The following is an 18401-nucleotide window of genomic DNA, read 5'->3' as shown; positions in this document are numbered from 1 at the left end:
GAGGAAATCCGTGGGACAGAGAATACCGGAAAAAGAAATCGCTAACTTCCAGTTTATTTGTGAGAGAATAAAAAAACAGAAATTTCATCAGGAGGATATAAAGATGGTCGGAAGAATTTATCACGTTGGATTAACGGTTTCTGACTTGGATCGCTCGATTGCTTTCTACAGAGACATCCTTGGACTTGAATTTCAAGGAGAAATTTTTATGGAAGGCGAAGAAACAGATAAAATGTTTCGTAGAGCAAATTGCAAAGCAAGAGTTGCTTATTTGAATGGCTCCAAGGCTATTGAGGCACCGCCAGTTGAGCTGATTCAGTTTGTAGACAATAAAGTAAATCAAATGCAATCAGATTTGTTTACGACATCTATCTCAGAAGTATGCTTCTACACGGATGACATAGATTCTGCCTACAAAATCCTGATTGAAAATCATGTGGAGTGCTTGTCTGAACCACAGTATTTCGATTTCAGGGCTGAGGGATTCGGGGAAAGCAGAGCGTTTTATTTCAGAGACCCGGATGGCATCATCCTTGAAATGATGCAACCGTTATAAAAGGGCAATAAACAAATCAATATTTGGAAAAGGGTGAACTGCCATGCTGAGAAAGTTGAATTGTTTTTTAAACATCGTTATCGGTTCATTCATAGGAGTTTTCATTGGGTTCGGAATTTATGAGTTTTGGCATTTTAAAACCTATCCAAATTCATATGTCATGCAGTCTGCACCGTGGTACACAGAGTTACTGTTGGATGGTGCCATGGTGGCTGTTGTGGTGGTCGTATGTATTGTCCTAAAGCTGGTTATTTGGAGGAAATTAAAGCCATAACTTCCAGCTTGGTTATAAGATCGGATTTATCAATGATGCTGAGATATGGTTACTCATGTTAAAAAAACGCAATACCTCTGTTATATATATAATGAGGATGAAATAGACGAGTTGATTCTGCTGATACGCGATAGCTTTATGCTGGCTTTTACGGTTCTTAAAGATACACTTGTGAAGAAGCTGGAGGAAGCAGAAAGCGATTGGATGTAAAAAAGCAGTCGATAACCTTGGGAGGAGTCCGCGGTGAAGGATAAAACAGTATATACATGTACATATAAATCAAAGTTAGGCGATATTCTGCTGGCGGCAGACGCGATCGGACTCACGGGTCTGTGGTTTGAGGGGCAGAAGTATTTTGCAAATACACTTCCAGACGGAGCTATTTCACAGGAATCCCCGATTTTAACCGAGGCAAAGAGATGGCTGGATATTTATTTTTCTGGCAAAGAACCGGACTTTATTCCGCCGCTGCATCCGACTGGCTCCGCATTTCGACAGGCGGTGTGGCAGATTTTATTGCAAATTCCGTATGGACAGACGACTACCTATGGGGAGATTGCAAAAAAGCTGGCGAAGATGCAGAATGCGTCCCATATGTCCGCGCAGGCGGTAGGCGGTGCAGTGGGGCATAATGAGGTCTCCATCATCATTCCATGTCACCGCGTAGTAGGAACGAATGGAAGCCTGACCGGGTATGCGGGTGGAATTGATAAGAAAGTGGAACTGCTTACGCTGGAACATACCGATATGAGTCGTTTTTTTGCGCCGAAGAAAGGAACGGCGCTTTAGTCATTTAGGGTGTATTTTTAATGTGATATCAATTTTCATTGACGTTACTGTTTCTGTGGAAACAAATTTGATAATAACGATATAGGATATTTTCGTCAGAATATTTTTCTTATTTCAAAGATTGCGAAGTTTCACAGGCAGGCGGGGATGTTATTTACAGAAATCCAGATGGAATACAAGTGCCAGGACCGCTCCTGGAAGACGATGATTGTGCCTGCCTATTAGTTAAAAAACCATGGAAATCACTATTCGTACATTGTAATATATCGGTTTGATATCGCGGAGCGAGTAAAGATTGACAATTTCAAAATCCGGTCGTATACTTCTTTCAGTCCCAAATGGGATTGAATGGGGAAGGTTATGGAATATAAAATACAAAAACTTTACGATCAGGTCAACCAGGCGATCATCCGCTGCCGTGGTGTATACTCGATGTGGGCAAAGAATAACAATGTGAGCTATAACCGGATGCTGGTGCTTTACACCATCCGCGAATTCGGATCCTGTACGCAAAAGCAGATCTGTGATTCGTATCTGCTTCCGCGGCAGACGGTGAACCATGTGATTTCAGAGATGAAAAAGGATGGGATTCTTGTAGCGGATCCGGAAAAGAGCACCGGGAAGGAAAAGGCGCTTGTTTTGACGCCGGAGGGCGAACGGTATTCGGAAAAATTATTATATTCGTTAAGCCGGATGGAAGAGCGGGCGGCGAAACGTCTGGGAGAGGACAAGATCTGCAGAATGACGGAACTGTTTATGGAGTATGACCAGATTCTGGAAGAGGCACTGGGGGAGACGGACGATGAAGAGTAAGGCGGGAACGGATACAGAATTTTTCCGGACGGAGAAAATTCCGAAGATATTGCTGCAAATCGCACCTCCGGTTATGCTGGCGCAGCTGATTCAGGCGATGTATAACATTGTAGACAGTTTTTTTGTGGGAAAATATTCCGAATCGGCGCTGACGGCGCTTTCGGTCATTTATCCGTTGCAGCTCATCATCATTGCGCTGGCGGTGGGAACCGGCGTGGGCGTGAATACCTACATGGCGCGCTTGTATGCACAGAAAATGCCGGGACAGGCGGAAAAAACAGCGGGAACAGGCACGCTTCTGGCGCTTGGAACCTGGTTTATATTTGCCATTTTCTCGATCTTCTGTATGCGTCCGTATGTCCTGACAAGTGCGAATACCCCGGAAGCGATCGAGAGTGCTGTTATCTACGGACAGATCGTCTGTATCGGCAGCATCGGGGCATTTCTGGAAGGAAACTGGACGAAGGTCCATCAGTCGCGGGGCAATATGCACCGTCCGATGGTCGCCCAGACCGTGGGGGCGCTGACGAATATCGTGCTTGACCCGATCCTGATTTTCGGACTCGGTCCGGTGCCGGAGCTGGGAGTCGCGGGTGCTGCCTATGCGACTGTCTGCGGACAGGTGGCGGCTGCGGTCATCACATCGTTTGGCGGGGTTGGCAGATTGCCAGAGCGCACAAAAATGCCGCTCTATATCAAGCAGATCTACTGGTTTGGCTATGCGTCGATTATTATGCAGGCATTATTTACAGTTTATATCGTGATCTTAAATGCGATCCTTGCCGGATTTTCAGATTCGGCAGTGACGGTGCTGGGGCTTTATTATAAAATGCAGACGTTTTTCTTTATCCCGCTGCTGGGCTTGCAGACGTGTATCGTTCCGGTGCTCAGCTTTAACTATGCAACCAAGAGCTATGCGAGATGCCGGGAAATTATGCGGGACAGCTATGGATTTTCCTGTGTGTTTATGCTGGTCGGTGTGATCTGCTTCGTTTTCTTTCCAGTGCAGCTGCTCCAGATTTTTTCAAAGAGCAGCGAGGTCATCGCGATCGGAAAAAATGCATTCCCTATCATCGGGGCAAGTTTTATTCCGGCGGTATTTTCACTGATGACCCCGGTCTTCTTCCAGGCGATCGGAAATGGAAAGATCAGCCTCTTTTTGTCCGTGATGCGCCAGATCTGCTGCCTGATTCCGATTTTCTGGCTGCTGTCGCTGATTGACCTGCGCTTTACCTGGTTTGCATTTCCGATCTCGGAAGTGCTGGTCGGTGTCACGGGAATCGTGCTTTATTACAAGGAAATCACAAGAGACTTTGATAAAGGAGCAGCATGAGAAAGCACGTAAAAACATAGAAAATAGTTTCGTAGAAAATTTTTAAACGCTTTTAATGAATTGAAAAGGAACCGCCTGGGTCAGTCTATCAGCTGGCATCAGGACGGTTCCTTTTTTGAAAGGAGAATGAATGTGACATAAAAAATTGAATGTATGCATTTCGTGTACGTATGAGGCATAATGCCTGTCAGACGAAATGGGTAGTTCACCCTTATGCTACAAATGCGTACATCATCACATAATGGCACAGGCTTCCGCCCATGACAAACAGATGGAAAATCTCATGCGAACCGAAATTTTTATGCTTTGCATTGAAAATCGGCAGTTTCAGTGCGTAGATAATGCCGCCCGCCGTGTAGATAAGCCCGCCGGTCAGCAGCCAGAGAAAGGCGCTTTTCGGAAGTGCCAGCACGATCTGCCGGAAGGCCAGCACACAGATCCAGCCCATCGCGATGTAAACCAGCGAAGAAAACCACTTCGGGCAGTTGATCCAGAGCGCGTTGACGAGAATCCCAGCGATCGCGATACCCCAGACGAGCGCCAGAAGCCGGTAACCGGTGTTATTTCCAAGGACGATCAGGCAAACCGGTGTGTAAGTTCCGGCAATCAGGATGAAAATCATCATGTGGTCGATCTTACGCAGGATTTTATTAACGTGCTCGGAAATATTAAAGGTGTGGTAGGTCGTGCTGGCGGCATAGAGCAGGATCATGCTGACGATAAATACAGCCAACGCCGCAAGATGGCGCGAATCTGCTTCTCCAGCCGCTTTGTGAAGCAGTGGAACTGCCGCGATCACCGCGCCGATCATCGCGATAAAATGCGTCAGCGCGCTTCCGGGATCCTTTACGTGGAATTTATGCTGCTTTGTTTCAGCGAGTTCCGTTGTGTTAGATGTATGTGTTTGATTGGAAATCATAGAATAACCTCCTTTGCTGTAAAATTGATAAGGTAATTATAAATGTGATATGTAGTATTTAAAACTATATCGAATGTTTTTATATACTATACATCTTTTTTGAAAAATATGCAAGAGGGGAAAGAGATATGTTATAATGGGCGGAAGAAAGCCATAGGGAGCTTGCTCACTTTTGGCGAACGGCGAAGTGATTGAGTGATGAAATCACGAAATAATATGAGGACTTAACGAAAGATTTTCACGTTTCGTGTGCGTTAGCAATAAATATATGCGATGGTTTGCATATGAAAATTTTAAAGTTAGAAGTGGAAGAAAAAATGAATCATGGATGATTTGAGAAGTTAAAATCTCGGGAATCCATGGATGAAGTAGAGAGGAAATCAGTTATGTTAGATGTTTTATATGAAGATAAGGATGTATTGGTTGTGGTCAAACCAGCCGGAATAGAGTCGCAGACATCGAGACGTCTGGAGCCGGATATGGTCAGCGAGATCAAAAATTATCTCCACCGGAAGGCGCAGGAAGCGAAAAAGTTATCCACCGGTTTATCCCCAAAAGCATCCACAGTCACGGTGGAGCCGTATGTTGGAGTTATCCACCGGCTGGACAAGCCGGTGCGCGGCGTGATGGTGTATGCCAAGAACCAGAAGGCGGCAGCGCACTTGAGCCGTCAGGTACAGGACGGAAAACTGGAGAAAATCTATCAGGCTGTGGTATGTGGAAAACCTGTGGATAATGTGGGTAAGTACGTGGATTATCTGTTGAAAGACGGGAAAACGAATACCAGCCGGATTGTGGATAAGTCGGCTGCCGGTGCGAAGCGGGCGGAATTGGAATATCAGATATTAGAAGAAAAAGAACAGGGAGATGGAGCAGTGCGCTCTCTGGTGGAAATCCATCTCCACACCGGGCGTCATCATCAGATCCGCGTGCAGTTTGCTGCGCATGGAACGCCGCTGGTGGGAGATACCAAGTATGGTGCACCAGCGGCTGCCTCCGTGGGACGTGCCCGCCGCGAGCCGCTGGCGCTGTGTGCGGTTCGCTTGTCGTTCCTTCACCCGGTGACAGGAGAACGGATGGAATTTTCCACAGAACCGCAGTTCACTCTGTAAGCGAAGTTATTTGTGAGTAAAATTTAGAAGCGAAAATTTTTATCAGTGACAGCCATGGTTTCCGCAGCCGTGGCTGCCGCAGGTGTGACCGCCATCCCCGTGTTTCTGGTTATGGTGACTACACTGAACATCTGGATTGAATCCGAGGTTTTCGGCTAACAGCGCATGGACCGCCGCATCCGCCTCACCGCTGACGCCGCCGTAGAGCTTGATGCCGACCTCGGCCAGAGCTGCCTGCGCTCCGCCGCCGATGCCGCCGCAGATCAGCGCCTCGACCCCGTGCTGCATCAGAAAACCAGCTAAAGCGCCGTGACCGCTGCCGTTCGTATCGACCACTTCTTCGCTGACGATTTTTCCGTCAGCCACTTCATAGATCTTAAACTGTTCGGTGTGACCAAAATGCTGAAAAATTTGTCCATTTTCATAGGTGACTGCAAGTTTCATACTAGATTCTCCTTTTGATGTATGTTTATTTGGGATGGCACCTGATTTCTGCATCTGGTGGCATCTGTCGCAATGAGATTCTCCCTGTTCGGAAATCAACGACTTATATAAAAAATAAAGAGGTCCATGATAATGAACATGATTCCGAACACATGATTAGAAAGTTTAAATAGGAAGGGAGTATCGTTTTCCAGTATATCATTTTTAAATTTTGCAAACATGACACATTTTAATACACAGAATACAAAGAATGCCAAAAGCCCATTTATTACTAAGCTCTTATAGCCGAAATAAGAAGCCCATGCAATAAAGATGCAAAACGATATCCCTAAGAAATTAAAATATGAAAAGAAATTTCGTCTATATGTCATGGTAGATACCTCCTTTGATTTAAAAATGCTAAATTTGGGGGCGCCTATGATGAAAATATTTATTTTTTGAGTTACTGTCTATATGGTCGAAATTGGAACAATTACTATAAAAAATAATGATGTGTTTTGTACGCAAATACTAACATATTGTATAAGGATATGCAAGAACAAAGAATGAAAAGTAAAAAAACTGTAAGAATTTAAAGAAATAATCTAAAAATAGAGTGGAGGCGTGTGGGTAATGCGCAAATTTCAAGTTGTCATTGGTGGGAGAGGACGGAAAAACATGAGTGCTCTGGCTTGGCAGATTTGTTTGATTTTCATACGCACAAAATTATGTATATTTTCCTCCAACCCGCTCATACTAAAGCGTGTACAAAGGAAGTACGAATCATAAATGGGCGGAGTCCATGGGTAAGCCCCGGAACGACTAAAGAGGGCTTACAAAAGAGACCGCAGGAGCCGGAAGAAGCGAGAGCTGACGCCGGTTTCCTGTGGTTTTTCGTTTAGTGAAATGATGTTTATTTGGACGGATAAGATGGTTTGAATGGATGCGGCAAAATGGAAACATAACCGTGTATGGAAGAAAGAAAAATTGGGAAGGTGGGAATTACGAAGATGGCATTCAGCAGAAAACAGAAAAAAGCATTTCTCACAGCAGCAGTCACGGCGGGCGTGTACTTAAGTTTCCGGTATCTGCTGCCACTTGTGTTCCCGTTTCTGGCGGCTTACCTGATGGCACTCTTTCTCCGCCCGTCTGCGGCATTTCTTGAAAAAAGGCTGCGAATCTCCTTCCGCGGGCGCACCATCGGCATTCCTATTGGTGTGATCGGGGGCGTGGAGTTGATTTTGCTGTGTATACTGCTGTTTGTTTTGCTGGCAGCAGGGGGACGGCGTTTCATGGAGGAGCTGGAACGCTTTTTAGAAGAGCTTCCCGGACGGATGGAGGAACTGTCACTGCTGGGAGGGCAATTTGAACAGTCGGCAGAACGGTTTCTTCATTTACCGGCGGGAAGACTGGGACAGCTCTTTCGCGGGACAGGCTTGCAGGGCGGCGGACAGGTCAAGGAAATCCTGCTGCCGCAGCTCCTTCAAAAATCGGTTCCGGCTGCGGCGAGGATCGTGCGCGCGGTTGTTGTGGTTGTTTTATTTTTCATTGCCTCGATTTTGAGCTTACAGGAAATGGATGAGCTGCGCCGGAGGCGGTTTGACTCGATGTTTCACCGCGAATTTTTTCTGCTCGGCAGGCGGCTTGCGGTGACGGGAAGCGCGTGGCTGAAAACACAGTCAGTTATTTTCCTGATGACATCTTCGCTCTCGATGCTAGGACTGCTGCTGATTGGAAATCCATATTATATTCTGGGCGGAATCGGAATCGGTGTTCTGGATGCCCTGCCGATCTTCGGCACGGGGACGGCGCTGGTGCCGTGGAGTATCCTTCTATTATTTAAGCGGGAGTGGGGACACGCACTGATTCTCTTCGGACTGTATCTGCTTTGCTATTTCCTGCGAGAGTTCACGGAGGCGCATCTGATGGGAAAGAAAATGGGACTGTCGCCGCTGGAGACGCTGGCGGCCATCTATGTGGGCTTACAGCTGTTTGGTCTGTTCGGTTTTTTGCTGGGGCCGATTGGGCTGTTGATTATTAAGGATTTTGTGGAGGAATATGGGGATGAGGACGAAGGGACGGTTGTTTATAGGTAGGTATTTTTAGAGGGGGGAAGAGGAAAAAAGTGGAGTATTGGTGGATGGACAACCTGAAATTGTTTTTAAATGTGGGAATTTAAGGAGATGAAAGGATTTTTTAGAATTGTCGGGAGACAAGAGGATCGTATATAATAATAGATACGGAATTAAAAATGCAAAAAAAGTTCCAGAAAAACAGCAGAGAAAGAGTTGCTGGAGGGTAGTTGGATGTTAAGCTGAAATAAGTTTGTATATCATTTAATATGGAGGAACAAACGTGAATTTATATACAAAAGAGTCAGGAACCGGACAGCCGATGGTGCTGCTTCATGGAAATGGAGAGGACAGCTCCTATTTTGTAAACCAGATGTCCTTTTTCGAGTCAAAATACCATGTGATTGCAGTGGACACACGCGGACATGGCAGATCGCCGCGCGGCCAGGGGGCATTTACACTGGAACGTTTTGCCGAAGATCTGAAAGAATTTCTCGACCGCCGGGGACTCAGGCGCATCATTTTGCTGGGATTCAGTGATGGCGGCAACATTGCGCTGATTTTTGCCTTGAAATATCCGGGATATGTGGATCGGCTGATTTTAAATGGAGCGAATCTGAATCCGTTTGGCATGAGGCTGTCCGTGCTGGCGGATGTGGCGCAGGAGTACCTGGGCGTTGAGGGGAAACTCTGGCTGCAGAAGAGCGGCATCGGGCAGGTAAGAGAAAAAATGCAGATGGCAGCAGGGAAAATGCGGACAGAAAAGCAGTTTTCAAAAGAAAACGAAAAAAAGAATGGACAGGAAGGACGGAATAAACAACAGAGAAGAAGCTGTCAGAAAGAAAAAATTCATGGAAAAAGGGAAAACGATTGGGATGCCAATATACACAAAAAAGAGCTTCTATCTTTAATGCTGTATGAACCCTGGATCCGCCCTGAACTTCTCCGCCGTCTGAAAATGCCCGTCCTTGTGATAGCGGGCAGTGATGACATGATCCGCGAACGCCACACACGCCGGATTGCGCGTTCGTTGCCAAATGCGAGACTTCGGATTTTAGAGGGAACTCATTTTATTGCGGCAGAAAAGCCCGACGCATTTAACCAGTGTGTCGAGGCATTCTTAGAAGGGACTCAGGGCGGCGAGCTGGCGCAGATGAGTCGCATCTGGGGCAGCCGGAGAGCTGGGCGGCTGGAGAAAGAGAAAATCCGCCGGGCGGCGGTGCTGGTGCCGCTGATTCAGAAAGGCGGGGAGTACCACGTGGTGTTTGAGGTGCGCGCGGGCAGCTTAAAAACGCAGCCGGGCGAGATCTGTTTTCCGGGTGGTGCCGTTGAGCGGGGGGAGACGCCGAAGCAGGCGGCGGTCCGTGAGACGATGGAGGAACTCTTGATAAACCGCTGCCAGATCCGCGTCATCGCGCCGCTAGATGTGCTGGAAGCGCCTGGAGCGATGGAGATTTCTCCATTTTTAGGGGCGCTACAGGGCTACCGCTGGTCATATTCCGAGGCGGAGGTCGATCACACCTTTTCCGTTCCGCTCCGCTGGTTCGCGGAACATGAACCAGAGCGCTACGAGACGGAGCTTGTGACTGTGCCGGAAGAGACATTCCCATTTGAAGATGTACCAGGCGGTCGCGATTATCACTGGCGGCGCGGGCATTACGACGTTTACTTTTACCGGCGTGAGGAAGGAATCATCTGGGGGATGACGGCGAAGATCCTGCGGTCGCTGGCGGAGATGTATCGGGAGGATATTTTGTCAAAATAGGGAAGATGCGATTTGGGGTATATACGTTGATTTTTTACTCGGATGCAACCGAGTCAGTGACGACCGAGTAAAAAGAAAGAGTATTGGGAAAGTCGATTCAGGTGTGCATGATGGGTGATTTGTGTTCTGGTTCGCAAGCAATATAAGGGCACGTTCCAGCCTTGACAAACCCGCCCGATTGGCGTAAAATCATAATACTGTCAGGATTTGCACGGCTAATTCCGTGGATGGATGCCGTAAAAGAAATCCGGCGTTTGATTTTAGAACATCGAACAATAAGAAGCAAAACAGGCGAAGAGAGGAAATAGTAAACTTTGACACACGTTCAGAGAGAAAGCTGTATGGTGCGAGGCTTTTGTGTCCCTGAAAGTTGAACCGACCCTGGAGCTGTGCATGAAAATGCAACGTATTTCCGGCGTTAACGGAAGGTAAGTGAACCAGAGTAAATGAGATTCTGGTTAAGCAGGGTGGTACCGCCGAAGTTAAGCCATTCGGTCCCTTTGATCGCAGCGATCAGCAGGGATCGGATGGCTTTTGTTACATTCAGCGCAGAGGAATATGGCTGTGATGGCAGCCGCGCCTCGGCGCCAAAATCCGGCAAGCCGGATTTCAATAAAATGTTTTTAACAAGGAGAAATGACATGGCAAAGGAAAAGAAAATGGTAGAAGCCATCACATCGATGGATGAAGATTTCGCCCAGTGGTATACGGATATCGTAAAGAAAGCAGAGCTTTCTGATTACTCCAGTGTAAAGGGCTGCATGATTATCAAACCGGCCGGATATGCGATCTGGGAGAATATCCGCAATGAACTGGACAAGCGCTTTAAGGCAACCGGCGTAGAGAACGTATATCTGCCTATGTTTATTCCGGAAAGTCTTCTGGAAAAAGAGAAAGATCACGTAGAAGGTTTCGCACCGGAAGTAGCGTGGGTGACACAGGGCGGTTTAGAGCCGTTACAGGAGAGAATGTGTGTACGTCCGACTTCCGAGACTCTGTTCTGCGATTTTTATGCACATGACGTACATTCTTACCGCGATCTGCCGAGAAACTACAACCAGTGGGCTTCGGTTGTACGTTGGGAAAAGACCACCCGTCCGTTCCTGCGTTCCAGAGAGTTCTTATGGCAGGAAGGTCATACCGCTCATGCAACCGCTGAGGAAGCACAGGAGCGTACCGAGATGATGTTAAATGTATACGCGGATCTGTGCGAGGACTTCCTGGCAATTCCGGTTATCCGCGGACGCAAGACCGACAAGGAGAAATTTGCCGGTGCAGAGGCAACCTACACGATCGAGTCCCTGATGCACGATGGCAAGGCACTGCAGTCCGGCACCAGCCACAACTTCGGCGATGGATTTGCAAAGGCATTTAACATCCAGTATCTGGATAAGGATAATAAATTAAAATACGTTCATCAGACTTCCTGGGGTATGACAACCCGTATGGTAGGCGCGATCATCATGGTTCATGGTGACAATAATGGTCTGGTTCTGCCGCCGAAGGTAGCTCCGACCCAGGTTATGATCGTTCCGATTCAGCAGGCAAAAGAGGGTGTTCTGGACAAGGCATTCGAGGTAAAAGAGGTTCTGTCCAACTTCCGTGTCAAAGTGGATGATTCCGACAAATCTCCGGGATGGAAGTTCAGCGAGTCCGATATGCGCGGTATTCCGGTACGTGTCGAGATCGGACCGAGAGATATTGCTGAAAATCAGGCAGTTCTGGTTCGCCGTGATACGCATGAGAAGATTACGGTATCTCTGGATGAGATCGCAGCAAAGGTTGGCGAGCTTCTGGAGACGATTCACCACGATATGTTTGAGCGTGCAAAAGCACACAGAGATTCCCATACTTATGTAGCGACAACACTGGATGAGATGAAGGAGATCGCAGAAAATAAGCCAGGCTTCATCAAGGCAATGTGGTGCGGCAATCAGGAGTGCGAGGATAAACTGAAAGAAGTAGTCGGCGTAACCTCCCGCTGCATCCCGTTCAATCAGGAACATCTGGCTGACACCTGCGTATGCTGCGGCAAGCCGGCAACGAAGATGGTTTACTGGGGTAAGGCATATTAATATGATTCCAAAACGGATAGAAATGCCGGTCCAGGTCGAGGAAATCCTGGGAAAGCTGCGAGAACATGGTTACGAGGCATTTGCAGTCGGCGGCTGTGTCCGCGATGCGATCCTGGGGCGGATTCCCGGTGACTGGGATATCACGACCTCGGCTCACCCGGAGGAGGTGAAGCAGGTGTTCGGTCACACGATCGACACCGGGCTTCAGCACGGTACGGTCACGGTCATGCGTGATCATATCGGATATGAAATAACCACCTACCGGATTGACGGTGAATATGAGGATGGACGCCACCCGAAGGAAGTCGTATTTACTGCCGAGTTGCGTGAGGACTTGAGACGGCGTGATTTCACGATCAATGCGATGGCATACAGCCACGAAACGGGAATTGTCGATATTTTCGGCGGGGCGGAGGATCTGGCAGCGCGCCGGATCCGCTGCGTCGGGGATGCGGGAGAACGGTTTACGGAAGATGCGCTCCGGATCCTGCGTGCCGTCCGCTTTTCGGCCCAGCTGGGATTTTCGATAGAGAAAAAGACCTGGCAGGCGCTCTGTGAGCTGGCACCCTCCCTCGTCCATGTGAGCAAGGAACGGGTGCAGGTGGAGTTGACAAAAACACTCCTGTCCGACCGCCCGGAATTTATCTGGAAAACAGAGGCGGCAGGACTGGCACCGTACATTTCAAAGACATTTCCAGAGGTATTTGCGGCGTGGAAAAAGCAGAAAAGCTGTGCAAAGCAGAGTTTGGAAGAGAAAGTATGTTCGAAGAATGTGCCAGCTGCTGACAAGGATGCGATCAAAACGGAAACGGTAGCGCAGCAGGGGCCCATGTTCGTGAAACATGAATGTGAGACAGACATGGCGGGGGAAATTTCTGCTGCTGCGGTACATCTGCCAGCAGAAAAAGCCTTGCGCTGGTCGTATTTTCTTGCCCCGGCGGGCGAGGGAACTTGTGTCCGGGTTCTGAGAGAACTTAAGATGGACAACGACACGATCGATAAGGCGAAGATTCTGAGCCGTTTTGCATTCATGCAGATGGAACCGGAGGAAAGTGCTGTCCGCCACGCGATGAGTGCGATGGAAGATACGGTCTTTGACTGGCTGCTTCTCCTTCAGGAAGTTCTGATGCCGGAGCGCATGGAAGCGGTGGAAATGGTTCGCTCACTTGCAAGGCAGATCCGGGAGCGCGGTGACTGTATCCGTCTTAAAACTTTGGCGGTAACCGGAAAAGACCTGATTCGGGCAGGCATCCAGCCGGGACCGGCGCTTGGAAAAACGCTGCATCTTCTCTTTGAAAAGGTGCTGGAGAATCCGGCTTGGAATGAGAAAGAGCGGCTTCTGGCTGAGGTGGAAGTGTTGAAACAATCGCAGAATGCCAAAACCAGTAAAGCATAAGAAGATTAATAAATAAAAAGAGAAAAGAGGCAAAATCGTTTGGAACCGGCAGGACAAGCCGGACAAACGATTTTGTCTCTTTTCCTTTTGCTTTTTTAACAACAATATTTTCAATCAGAGGATGATTAAAAGAGTTATCCCAATTTCTTATACTCCCTGAAAAACAGCGCCGCCGTCGTCGCCACCGCAATCGTGTCTGCCACCGGTTCTGCCACGAACACGCCGAATACCGGATTTGAAACGAAATGCGGCAGGATAAAGATCAGCGGAATCAAAAGCAGCACTTTCCGGAGCAATGCCAGAAAGACGGATGTTTTCGCATTTCCAAGGGCAATAAAAGTCTGCTGGCAGGCGAGCTGGACGGCAAAGAGCAGGGAAGCTGCCATATAGATCCGGAGCGCCCAGATGGTATAGCTGGCAAGATCTGCGTCGTTGGTAAAGATGGAAATAAAAATCTGTGGAACCAGCATACATAAGAGCCAGAGCAAGGTGGAATAGCAGGCTGCCGAGCGTAGAAGCAGGTGAAACGCTTTTTTCACACGGTCGATATTTTTTGCTCCATAGTTAAAGCTGATGATCGGCTGCGCGCCCTGTGAGAGCCCCTGCAGCGGCAGCATGGAAAACTGCATGACGCTGGAAAGAATCGTCATCGCGCCGACCGCGGTATCGCCGCCATATTTCAACAGGCTGGTGTTAAAGCTGATGGACAGTGCACTTTCTGTAAACTGCATGATAAACGGCGCCAGTCCGAGCGCCAGGCATGGCAGGATAAATTTCTTCTGCGGGCGCAGGTTGCGGAGCCGTATCCGCAGGGTACTATGCGTTCCGGTCAGAAAACGCAGAATCCAGATACAGGAAATACCCTGTGAAAGGATGGTTGCAAGTGCTGCGCCGCGCACATCCAGATGCAGTCCGAAGATAAAGATCGGATCGAGGATGATGTTGCAGAGAGCGCCGATGGCAACGGTAATCATGCCGGTTTTGGCATAACCCTGTGCGTTAATAAAGGCATTGAGTCCGAGCGCCATCTGGACGAAGAAAGTGCCGCAGACGTAGATTTTCATGTAGTTCCAGGCGTAGAGAATCGTCTTCTCACTGGCGCCGAACATCAGGAGGATCGGGCGCCCAAAGCCAAGAAACAGGGCGGTCAGGACGAGCGAAATGACGGTCAGCATGAAGGTACAGTTGCCGAGTACCTTTTCAGCGGAAGCCTTGTCGCCTTTTCCCATCAGGATCGACGCCTGCGGGGCACCGCCCATGGCGGCGAGCGCGGCAAAAGCGGAAATGCACATGATAATCGGCATTGTGACGCCGACGCCGGTCAGGGCGCTGGGACCGATGTCCGGGATATGGCCGATGTACATGCGGTCAACCATGTTATAGAGAACGTTGATGATCTGTGCGGCAATTGCCGGGAGCGCCAGTTTAAAAAGAAGCGACCCGATCGGCGCACTGCCGAGATCAGCTTCACGGGATGATGCTGCGCCTGAATGCGGGCGCGTATTTTCATCGTTGGAACGGTGAGCGGATTGTATGGACAAAGAGAGACCTCCTTTTCATTTACAGTAAAATATATTATTTGATTTTTTGCCTGATTGTTGGGACAAATAGCCAGACCGCTTTTTTATCTCAACGTGAATCATTGTAACATACCGTCAAAATGATGGCAATGAACAGAATTTCGTAATCACTCCACATTGGCGATTGTGTGTTATAGTTTGTGCACTGTGTTTCAAATCTGCGATATTTATGCATAAGCATATTTGTAAGCCCCCTCTCATAGGTTAGGAGTAGCAGGCTGGGTGTCTGATGTGCATATTTGCATAATTGTGTGAATGTTGCAATTAACATAGCTGTCAGCAGCTGTGGCCCGGCGTGAAAATGTGCTGTCCACATTCTTTTGGGAAATGGAAAGGCGGGCAGCCGGATAGAGGCAGGAGGGGGAAGTTGTGAACGAGAGAACAACCGAGGTGCTGGAACAGTATGAACTGGAAGTGCAGTCGAAGCGCCGTGGAAGAGGCGCATGGATCTGCGAGACGAGTCAGGGGTTAAAACTCCTCCGGGAATATAAGGGGACCGTCAAACGTCTTGAATTTGAAGAACAAATCATGAATGTTCTGCAAAATCAGAAAACATGCCGGACCGATCAGTATATGCGGAACCGGGAGGGCGAGCTTTTGTCGGTGGCGGAGGATGGAACGCGGTGTGTTGTGAAGGAATGGTTTTCCGGGCGCGAGTGCAGTGTGCAGAGCGAGGCGGAGGTAGTCCGGGCGGTCGGTCAGATCGCGAAGCTGCACCGGACACTGCGCGGCATTGCGATCGATGAGTCGTGGAATCTGGGGTCAATTCTCACGCGTCCGGCGGTGGCGGAGATGGAGCGCCACAACCGGGAACTTGTCCGTACGCGGAATTATATCCGGAAAAAACGGCGTAAATCGGATTTTGAGAGGGCAGTCAGCGGAAGCTTTGCCATCTTTTATGAGCAGGCGCAGGAAGCAGCAGGCGGGCTGAAAGCGCAGATCGAGCAGGACGGCGAGCCGGAAAACTATTTGTGTCACGGGGATCTGAACCAGCATCATATTTTATTGGTAGAAGAAAATGAGATGGCGGTGATTGAATTTAACCGGATGCACCGGGGCGTCCAGGTCGAAGACCTGTATCATTTTACGCGCAAAATATTGGAAAAGCATGGCTGGGATTTGCGTCTGGGGATGCGGCTGCTGGAGACGTATGATCGTATTCTGCCGTTGAATGCACAGGAGCGGACATACCTCTATTACCTGTTTTTATATCCGGAAAAATACTGGAAACAGTTAAATTTTTATTATAATGCAGGCAAGGCGTGGATTCCAGTCCGCAGCATTGAAAAACTGCAGAAGCTGGAAGAACAGCAGACGGCGCGGAACCTCTTTCTTGAGGCAATCCGATAAGAAATGTTGATTTACATATGCATATAAATTCTTTGGTTAAGCGTATTCGATACATCATGGAGAAACTTTGAAAAGAGAAAAAATAAAGACAAAGAATAGTAACCGAAATTCTCTTTATTTTTCAGAATAATTATACTATAATGGAGAAAAAGAAAGTCATCCTAGAAGAAAGCAGGGGGTAAGTGAATCATGAAGGATTACATGACGATTTACAAAGAATGGCTGGAAAATCCATACTTTGACGAGGCAACGAAAGAGGAATTACGCGCCATTGAGGGCGATGAAAATGAGATTAAAGAGCGTTTCTATATGGATTTGGAGTTTGGTACGGCAGGACTGCGCGGCATCATCGGTGCAGGTATTAACCGGATGAATATCTACACCGTCCGCCGTGCGACCCAGGGACTGGCAAATTACATCATCAAGCAGGGCGGCGCGGCAAAAGGCGTGGCGATCGCATTTGACTCCCGTCATATGTCCCCGGAATTTGCCGAGGAAGCAGCGCTGACACTGGCGGCAAATGGCATCAAGGCGTACCGGTTCGAGACGCTGCGCCCGACGCCGGAGCTTTCCTTTGCCGTCCGTGAGCTTGGCTGCATCGCCGGCATCAATATCACCGCCAGCCACAACCCGCCGGAGTACAACGGCTACAAGGTTTACTGGGAGGACGGCGCACAGTTTACACCGCCGCATGACAAGGGCGTGACTGAGGAAGTTATGGCGATCACCGATCTTTCCACCGTTAAGACGATGGGAGCACAAGAGGCAAAGGCAAAAGGACTCTACGAGATCATCGGTGCAGCGATCGACGACAAATATATTGCACAGGTCAAGGCACAGGTAGTCAATCAGGGCGCGATTGACCGCATGCAGGATCAGATCACGATCGTGTATACACCGCTTCACGGCACGGGCAATATCCCGGCACGCCGTGTGATGAAAGAGCTTGGATTTACCCATGTATATGTGGTTCCGCAGCAGGAGCTTCCAGACGGCGATTTCCCGACCGTCAGCTATCCGAACCCGGAGGCAAAGGAAGCATTTGAATTGGGACTGGCTCTGGCAAAAGAGAAAAATGCAGACCTCGTTCTGGCAACCGATCCGGATGCCGATCGTCTGGGCGTGTATGTCAAAGATACCAAGTCCGGCGAATACATTCCGCTGACCGGCAATATGTCCGGCTCCCTGCTCTGCGAGTATGTGCTCAGCCAGAAACAGGCAAACGGCAAGATTCCGGCAGATGGACAGGTTGTTAAATCCATCGTTACGACGAATCTGGTAGATGCAGTTGCGAAGAATTACGGCGCAGAGCTCATCGAGGTTCTGACCGGATTTAAGTGGATCGGCAAACAGGTTCTCAAAAATGAGCAGGAAGGCAAAGGAACCTATCTGTTTGGCATGGAAGAGAGCTATGGCTGTCTGATCGGTACATACGCACGCGATAAAGATGCCATTTCCGCGACCGCAGCACTCTGCGAGGCGGCTGCCTATTACAAGGAAAAAGGCATGACGCTGTGGGATGCGATGGTCGAGATGTACGAGAAATACGGCTATTATAAAGATGAAGTGAAGTCCATCGGCTTAAAGGGCATTGAGGGACTGGCAAAGATTCAGGAGATCATGGAATATTTCCGCGCCCACACACCGTCCGATTTCGCCGGACATAAAGTGCTGGCTGTCCGCGATTACAAAGCAGATACCGTCAAGGATCTGGCAACCGGCGAGGTAAAACCGACCGGACTTCCATCCTCCAATGTTCTCTACTACGAACTGGAAGACAACGCATGGCTCTGCGTCCGCCCGTCTGGAACCGAGCCGAAGATCAAGTTCTACTACGGAGTGAAAGGTACCTCCCTGGAAGACGCGGCAGCGAAATCAGAGAAGGTAGGCGAGTCTGTGATGGCGATTGTCAATGGACTGCTGTAGAAAAATAAAAAGAAGATG

General features: G+C 48.7%; 13 protein-coding genes, 1 pseudogene and 1 other annotated feature. Of the genes and pseudogenes, 11 read left to right on the top strand and 3 right to left on the bottom strand.

Annotated elements, in window-relative coordinates; all coding sequences use genetic code 11:
• The 4 genes from PUQ60_RS09245 to PUQ60_RS09230 all read left to right on the top strand — a co-directional run.
• Window positions 1-556, top strand: a 556-nt coding sequence (locus tag PUQ60_RS09245) for a VOC family protein (protein WP_273417138.1), incomplete at its 5' end; no start/stop codon positions are given.
• A 517-nt stretch (window positions 557-1073) separates the two neighbouring features.
• The gene (locus PUQ60_RS09240; protein ID WP_117796692.1) at window positions 1074-1619 is read left to right on the top strand and encodes a methylated-DNA--[protein]-cysteine S-methyltransferase; all 546 of its coding nucleotides are present in this window, start codon (window positions 1074-1076) and stop codon (window positions 1617-1619) included.
• A gap of 360 nt (window positions 1620-1979) precedes the next feature.
• Window positions 1980-2432, top strand: coding sequence for a MarR family winged helix-turn-helix transcriptional regulator (locus tag PUQ60_RS09235; RefSeq protein ID WP_273380639.1), 453 nt, complete (start codon window positions 1980-1982; stop codon window positions 2430-2432).
• Window positions 2422-3765 carry an MATE family efflux transporter gene (locus tag PUQ60_RS09230; protein WP_273380636.1) on the top strand — a complete coding sequence of 448 codons (1344 nt, stop codon included), beginning with the start codon at window positions 2422-2424 and terminating at the stop codon, window positions 3763-3765. Before PUQ60_RS09235 ends, PUQ60_RS09230 begins: the two co-directional genes overlap by 11 nt.
• 211 nt (window positions 3766-3976) lie before the next feature.
• Here PUQ60_RS09230 and PUQ60_RS09225 read toward each other — a convergent pair whose 3' ends face one another.
• Complete coding sequence (locus PUQ60_RS09225) at window positions 3977-4684, bottom strand: hemolysin III family protein (protein WP_273380634.1); 708 nt, start codon at window positions 4682-4684, stop codon at window positions 3977-3979.
• Window positions 4685-5070: 386 nt separating this feature from the next.
• Between PUQ60_RS09225 and PUQ60_RS09220 the strand changes: the two genes are divergently transcribed.
• Window positions 5071-5796, top strand: coding sequence for an RluA family pseudouridine synthase (locus PUQ60_RS09220; RefSeq protein WP_273380633.1), 726 nt, complete (start codon window positions 5071-5073; stop codon window positions 5794-5796).
• Between the two features lie 42 nt (window positions 5797-5838).
• Here PUQ60_RS09220 and PUQ60_RS09215 read toward each other — a convergent pair.
• Window positions 5839-6255, bottom strand: a pseudogene (locus PUQ60_RS09215) (NifB/NifX family molybdenum-iron cluster-binding protein); the annotation flags it as partial.
• A 935-nt stretch (window positions 6256-7190) separates the two neighbouring features.
• Here PUQ60_RS09215 and PUQ60_RS09210 point away from each other — a divergent pair.
• The 4 genes from PUQ60_RS09210 to PUQ60_RS09195 all read left to right on the top strand — a co-directional run bounded on the left by PUQ60_RS09210 (window position 7191) and on the right by PUQ60_RS09195 (window position 13527).
• Window positions 7191-8315 (top strand): AI-2E family transporter, encoded by a 1125-nt coding sequence (locus PUQ60_RS09210; protein WP_273380630.1) that lies wholly within the window; start codon window positions 7191-7193, stop codon window positions 8313-8315.
• A gap of 259 nt (window positions 8316-8574) precedes the next feature.
• Window positions 8575-10056, top strand: a complete 1482-nt coding sequence (locus PUQ60_RS09205; RefSeq protein ID WP_022359112.1) for an alpha/beta fold hydrolase — start codon at window positions 8575-8577, stop codon at window positions 10054-10056.
• Window positions 10057-10341: 285 nt separating this feature from the next.
• Window positions 10342-10559 (top strand) — a binding site (T-box leader).
• A 138-nt stretch (window positions 10560-10697) separates the two neighbouring features.
• Window positions 10698-12131: a proline--tRNA ligase gene (gene proS, locus PUQ60_RS09200; protein ID WP_273380644.1), complete on the top strand. Its 1434-nt coding sequence runs from the start codon at window positions 10698-10700 to the stop codon at window positions 12129-12131.
• 1 nt (window position 12132) lies between these two features.
• On the top strand, window positions 12133-13527 hold the full coding sequence (locus tag PUQ60_RS09195) for a polynucleotide adenylyltransferase (RefSeq protein ID WP_273380627.1): 1395 nt from the start codon (window positions 12133-12135) through the stop codon (window positions 13525-13527).
• 134 nt (window positions 13528-13661) lie between these two features.
• Here PUQ60_RS09195 and PUQ60_RS09190 read toward each other — a convergent pair whose 3' ends face one another.
• Window positions 13662-14972, bottom strand: coding sequence for an MATE family efflux transporter (locus tag PUQ60_RS09190; protein ID WP_337955603.1), 1311 nt, complete (start codon window positions 14970-14972; stop codon window positions 13662-13664).
• Window positions 14973-15476: 504 nt separating this feature from the next.
• On the opposite strand from PUQ60_RS09190, the gene PUQ60_RS09185 reads away from it, so the two are divergent.
• Window positions 15477-16457: a phosphotransferase gene (locus tag PUQ60_RS09185; protein WP_107001892.1), complete on the top strand. Its 981-nt coding sequence runs from the start codon at window positions 15477-15479 to the stop codon at window positions 16455-16457.
• Between the two features lie 189 nt (window positions 16458-16646).
• Complete coding sequence (locus tag PUQ60_RS09180; protein WP_022359107.1) at window positions 16647-18383, top strand: phospho-sugar mutase; 1737 nt, start codon at window positions 16647-16649, stop codon at window positions 18381-18383.
• Window positions 18384-18401 lie beyond the last annotated feature (18 nt).

The sequence above is a fragment of the Clostridium sp. AF02-29 genome (assembly GCF_934835585.1).
GTDB lineage: Bacteria > Bacillota > Clostridia > Lachnospirales > Lachnospiraceae > Otoolea > Otoolea fessa.
This window is presented reverse-complemented; position numbering and strand designations above follow the sequence as displayed.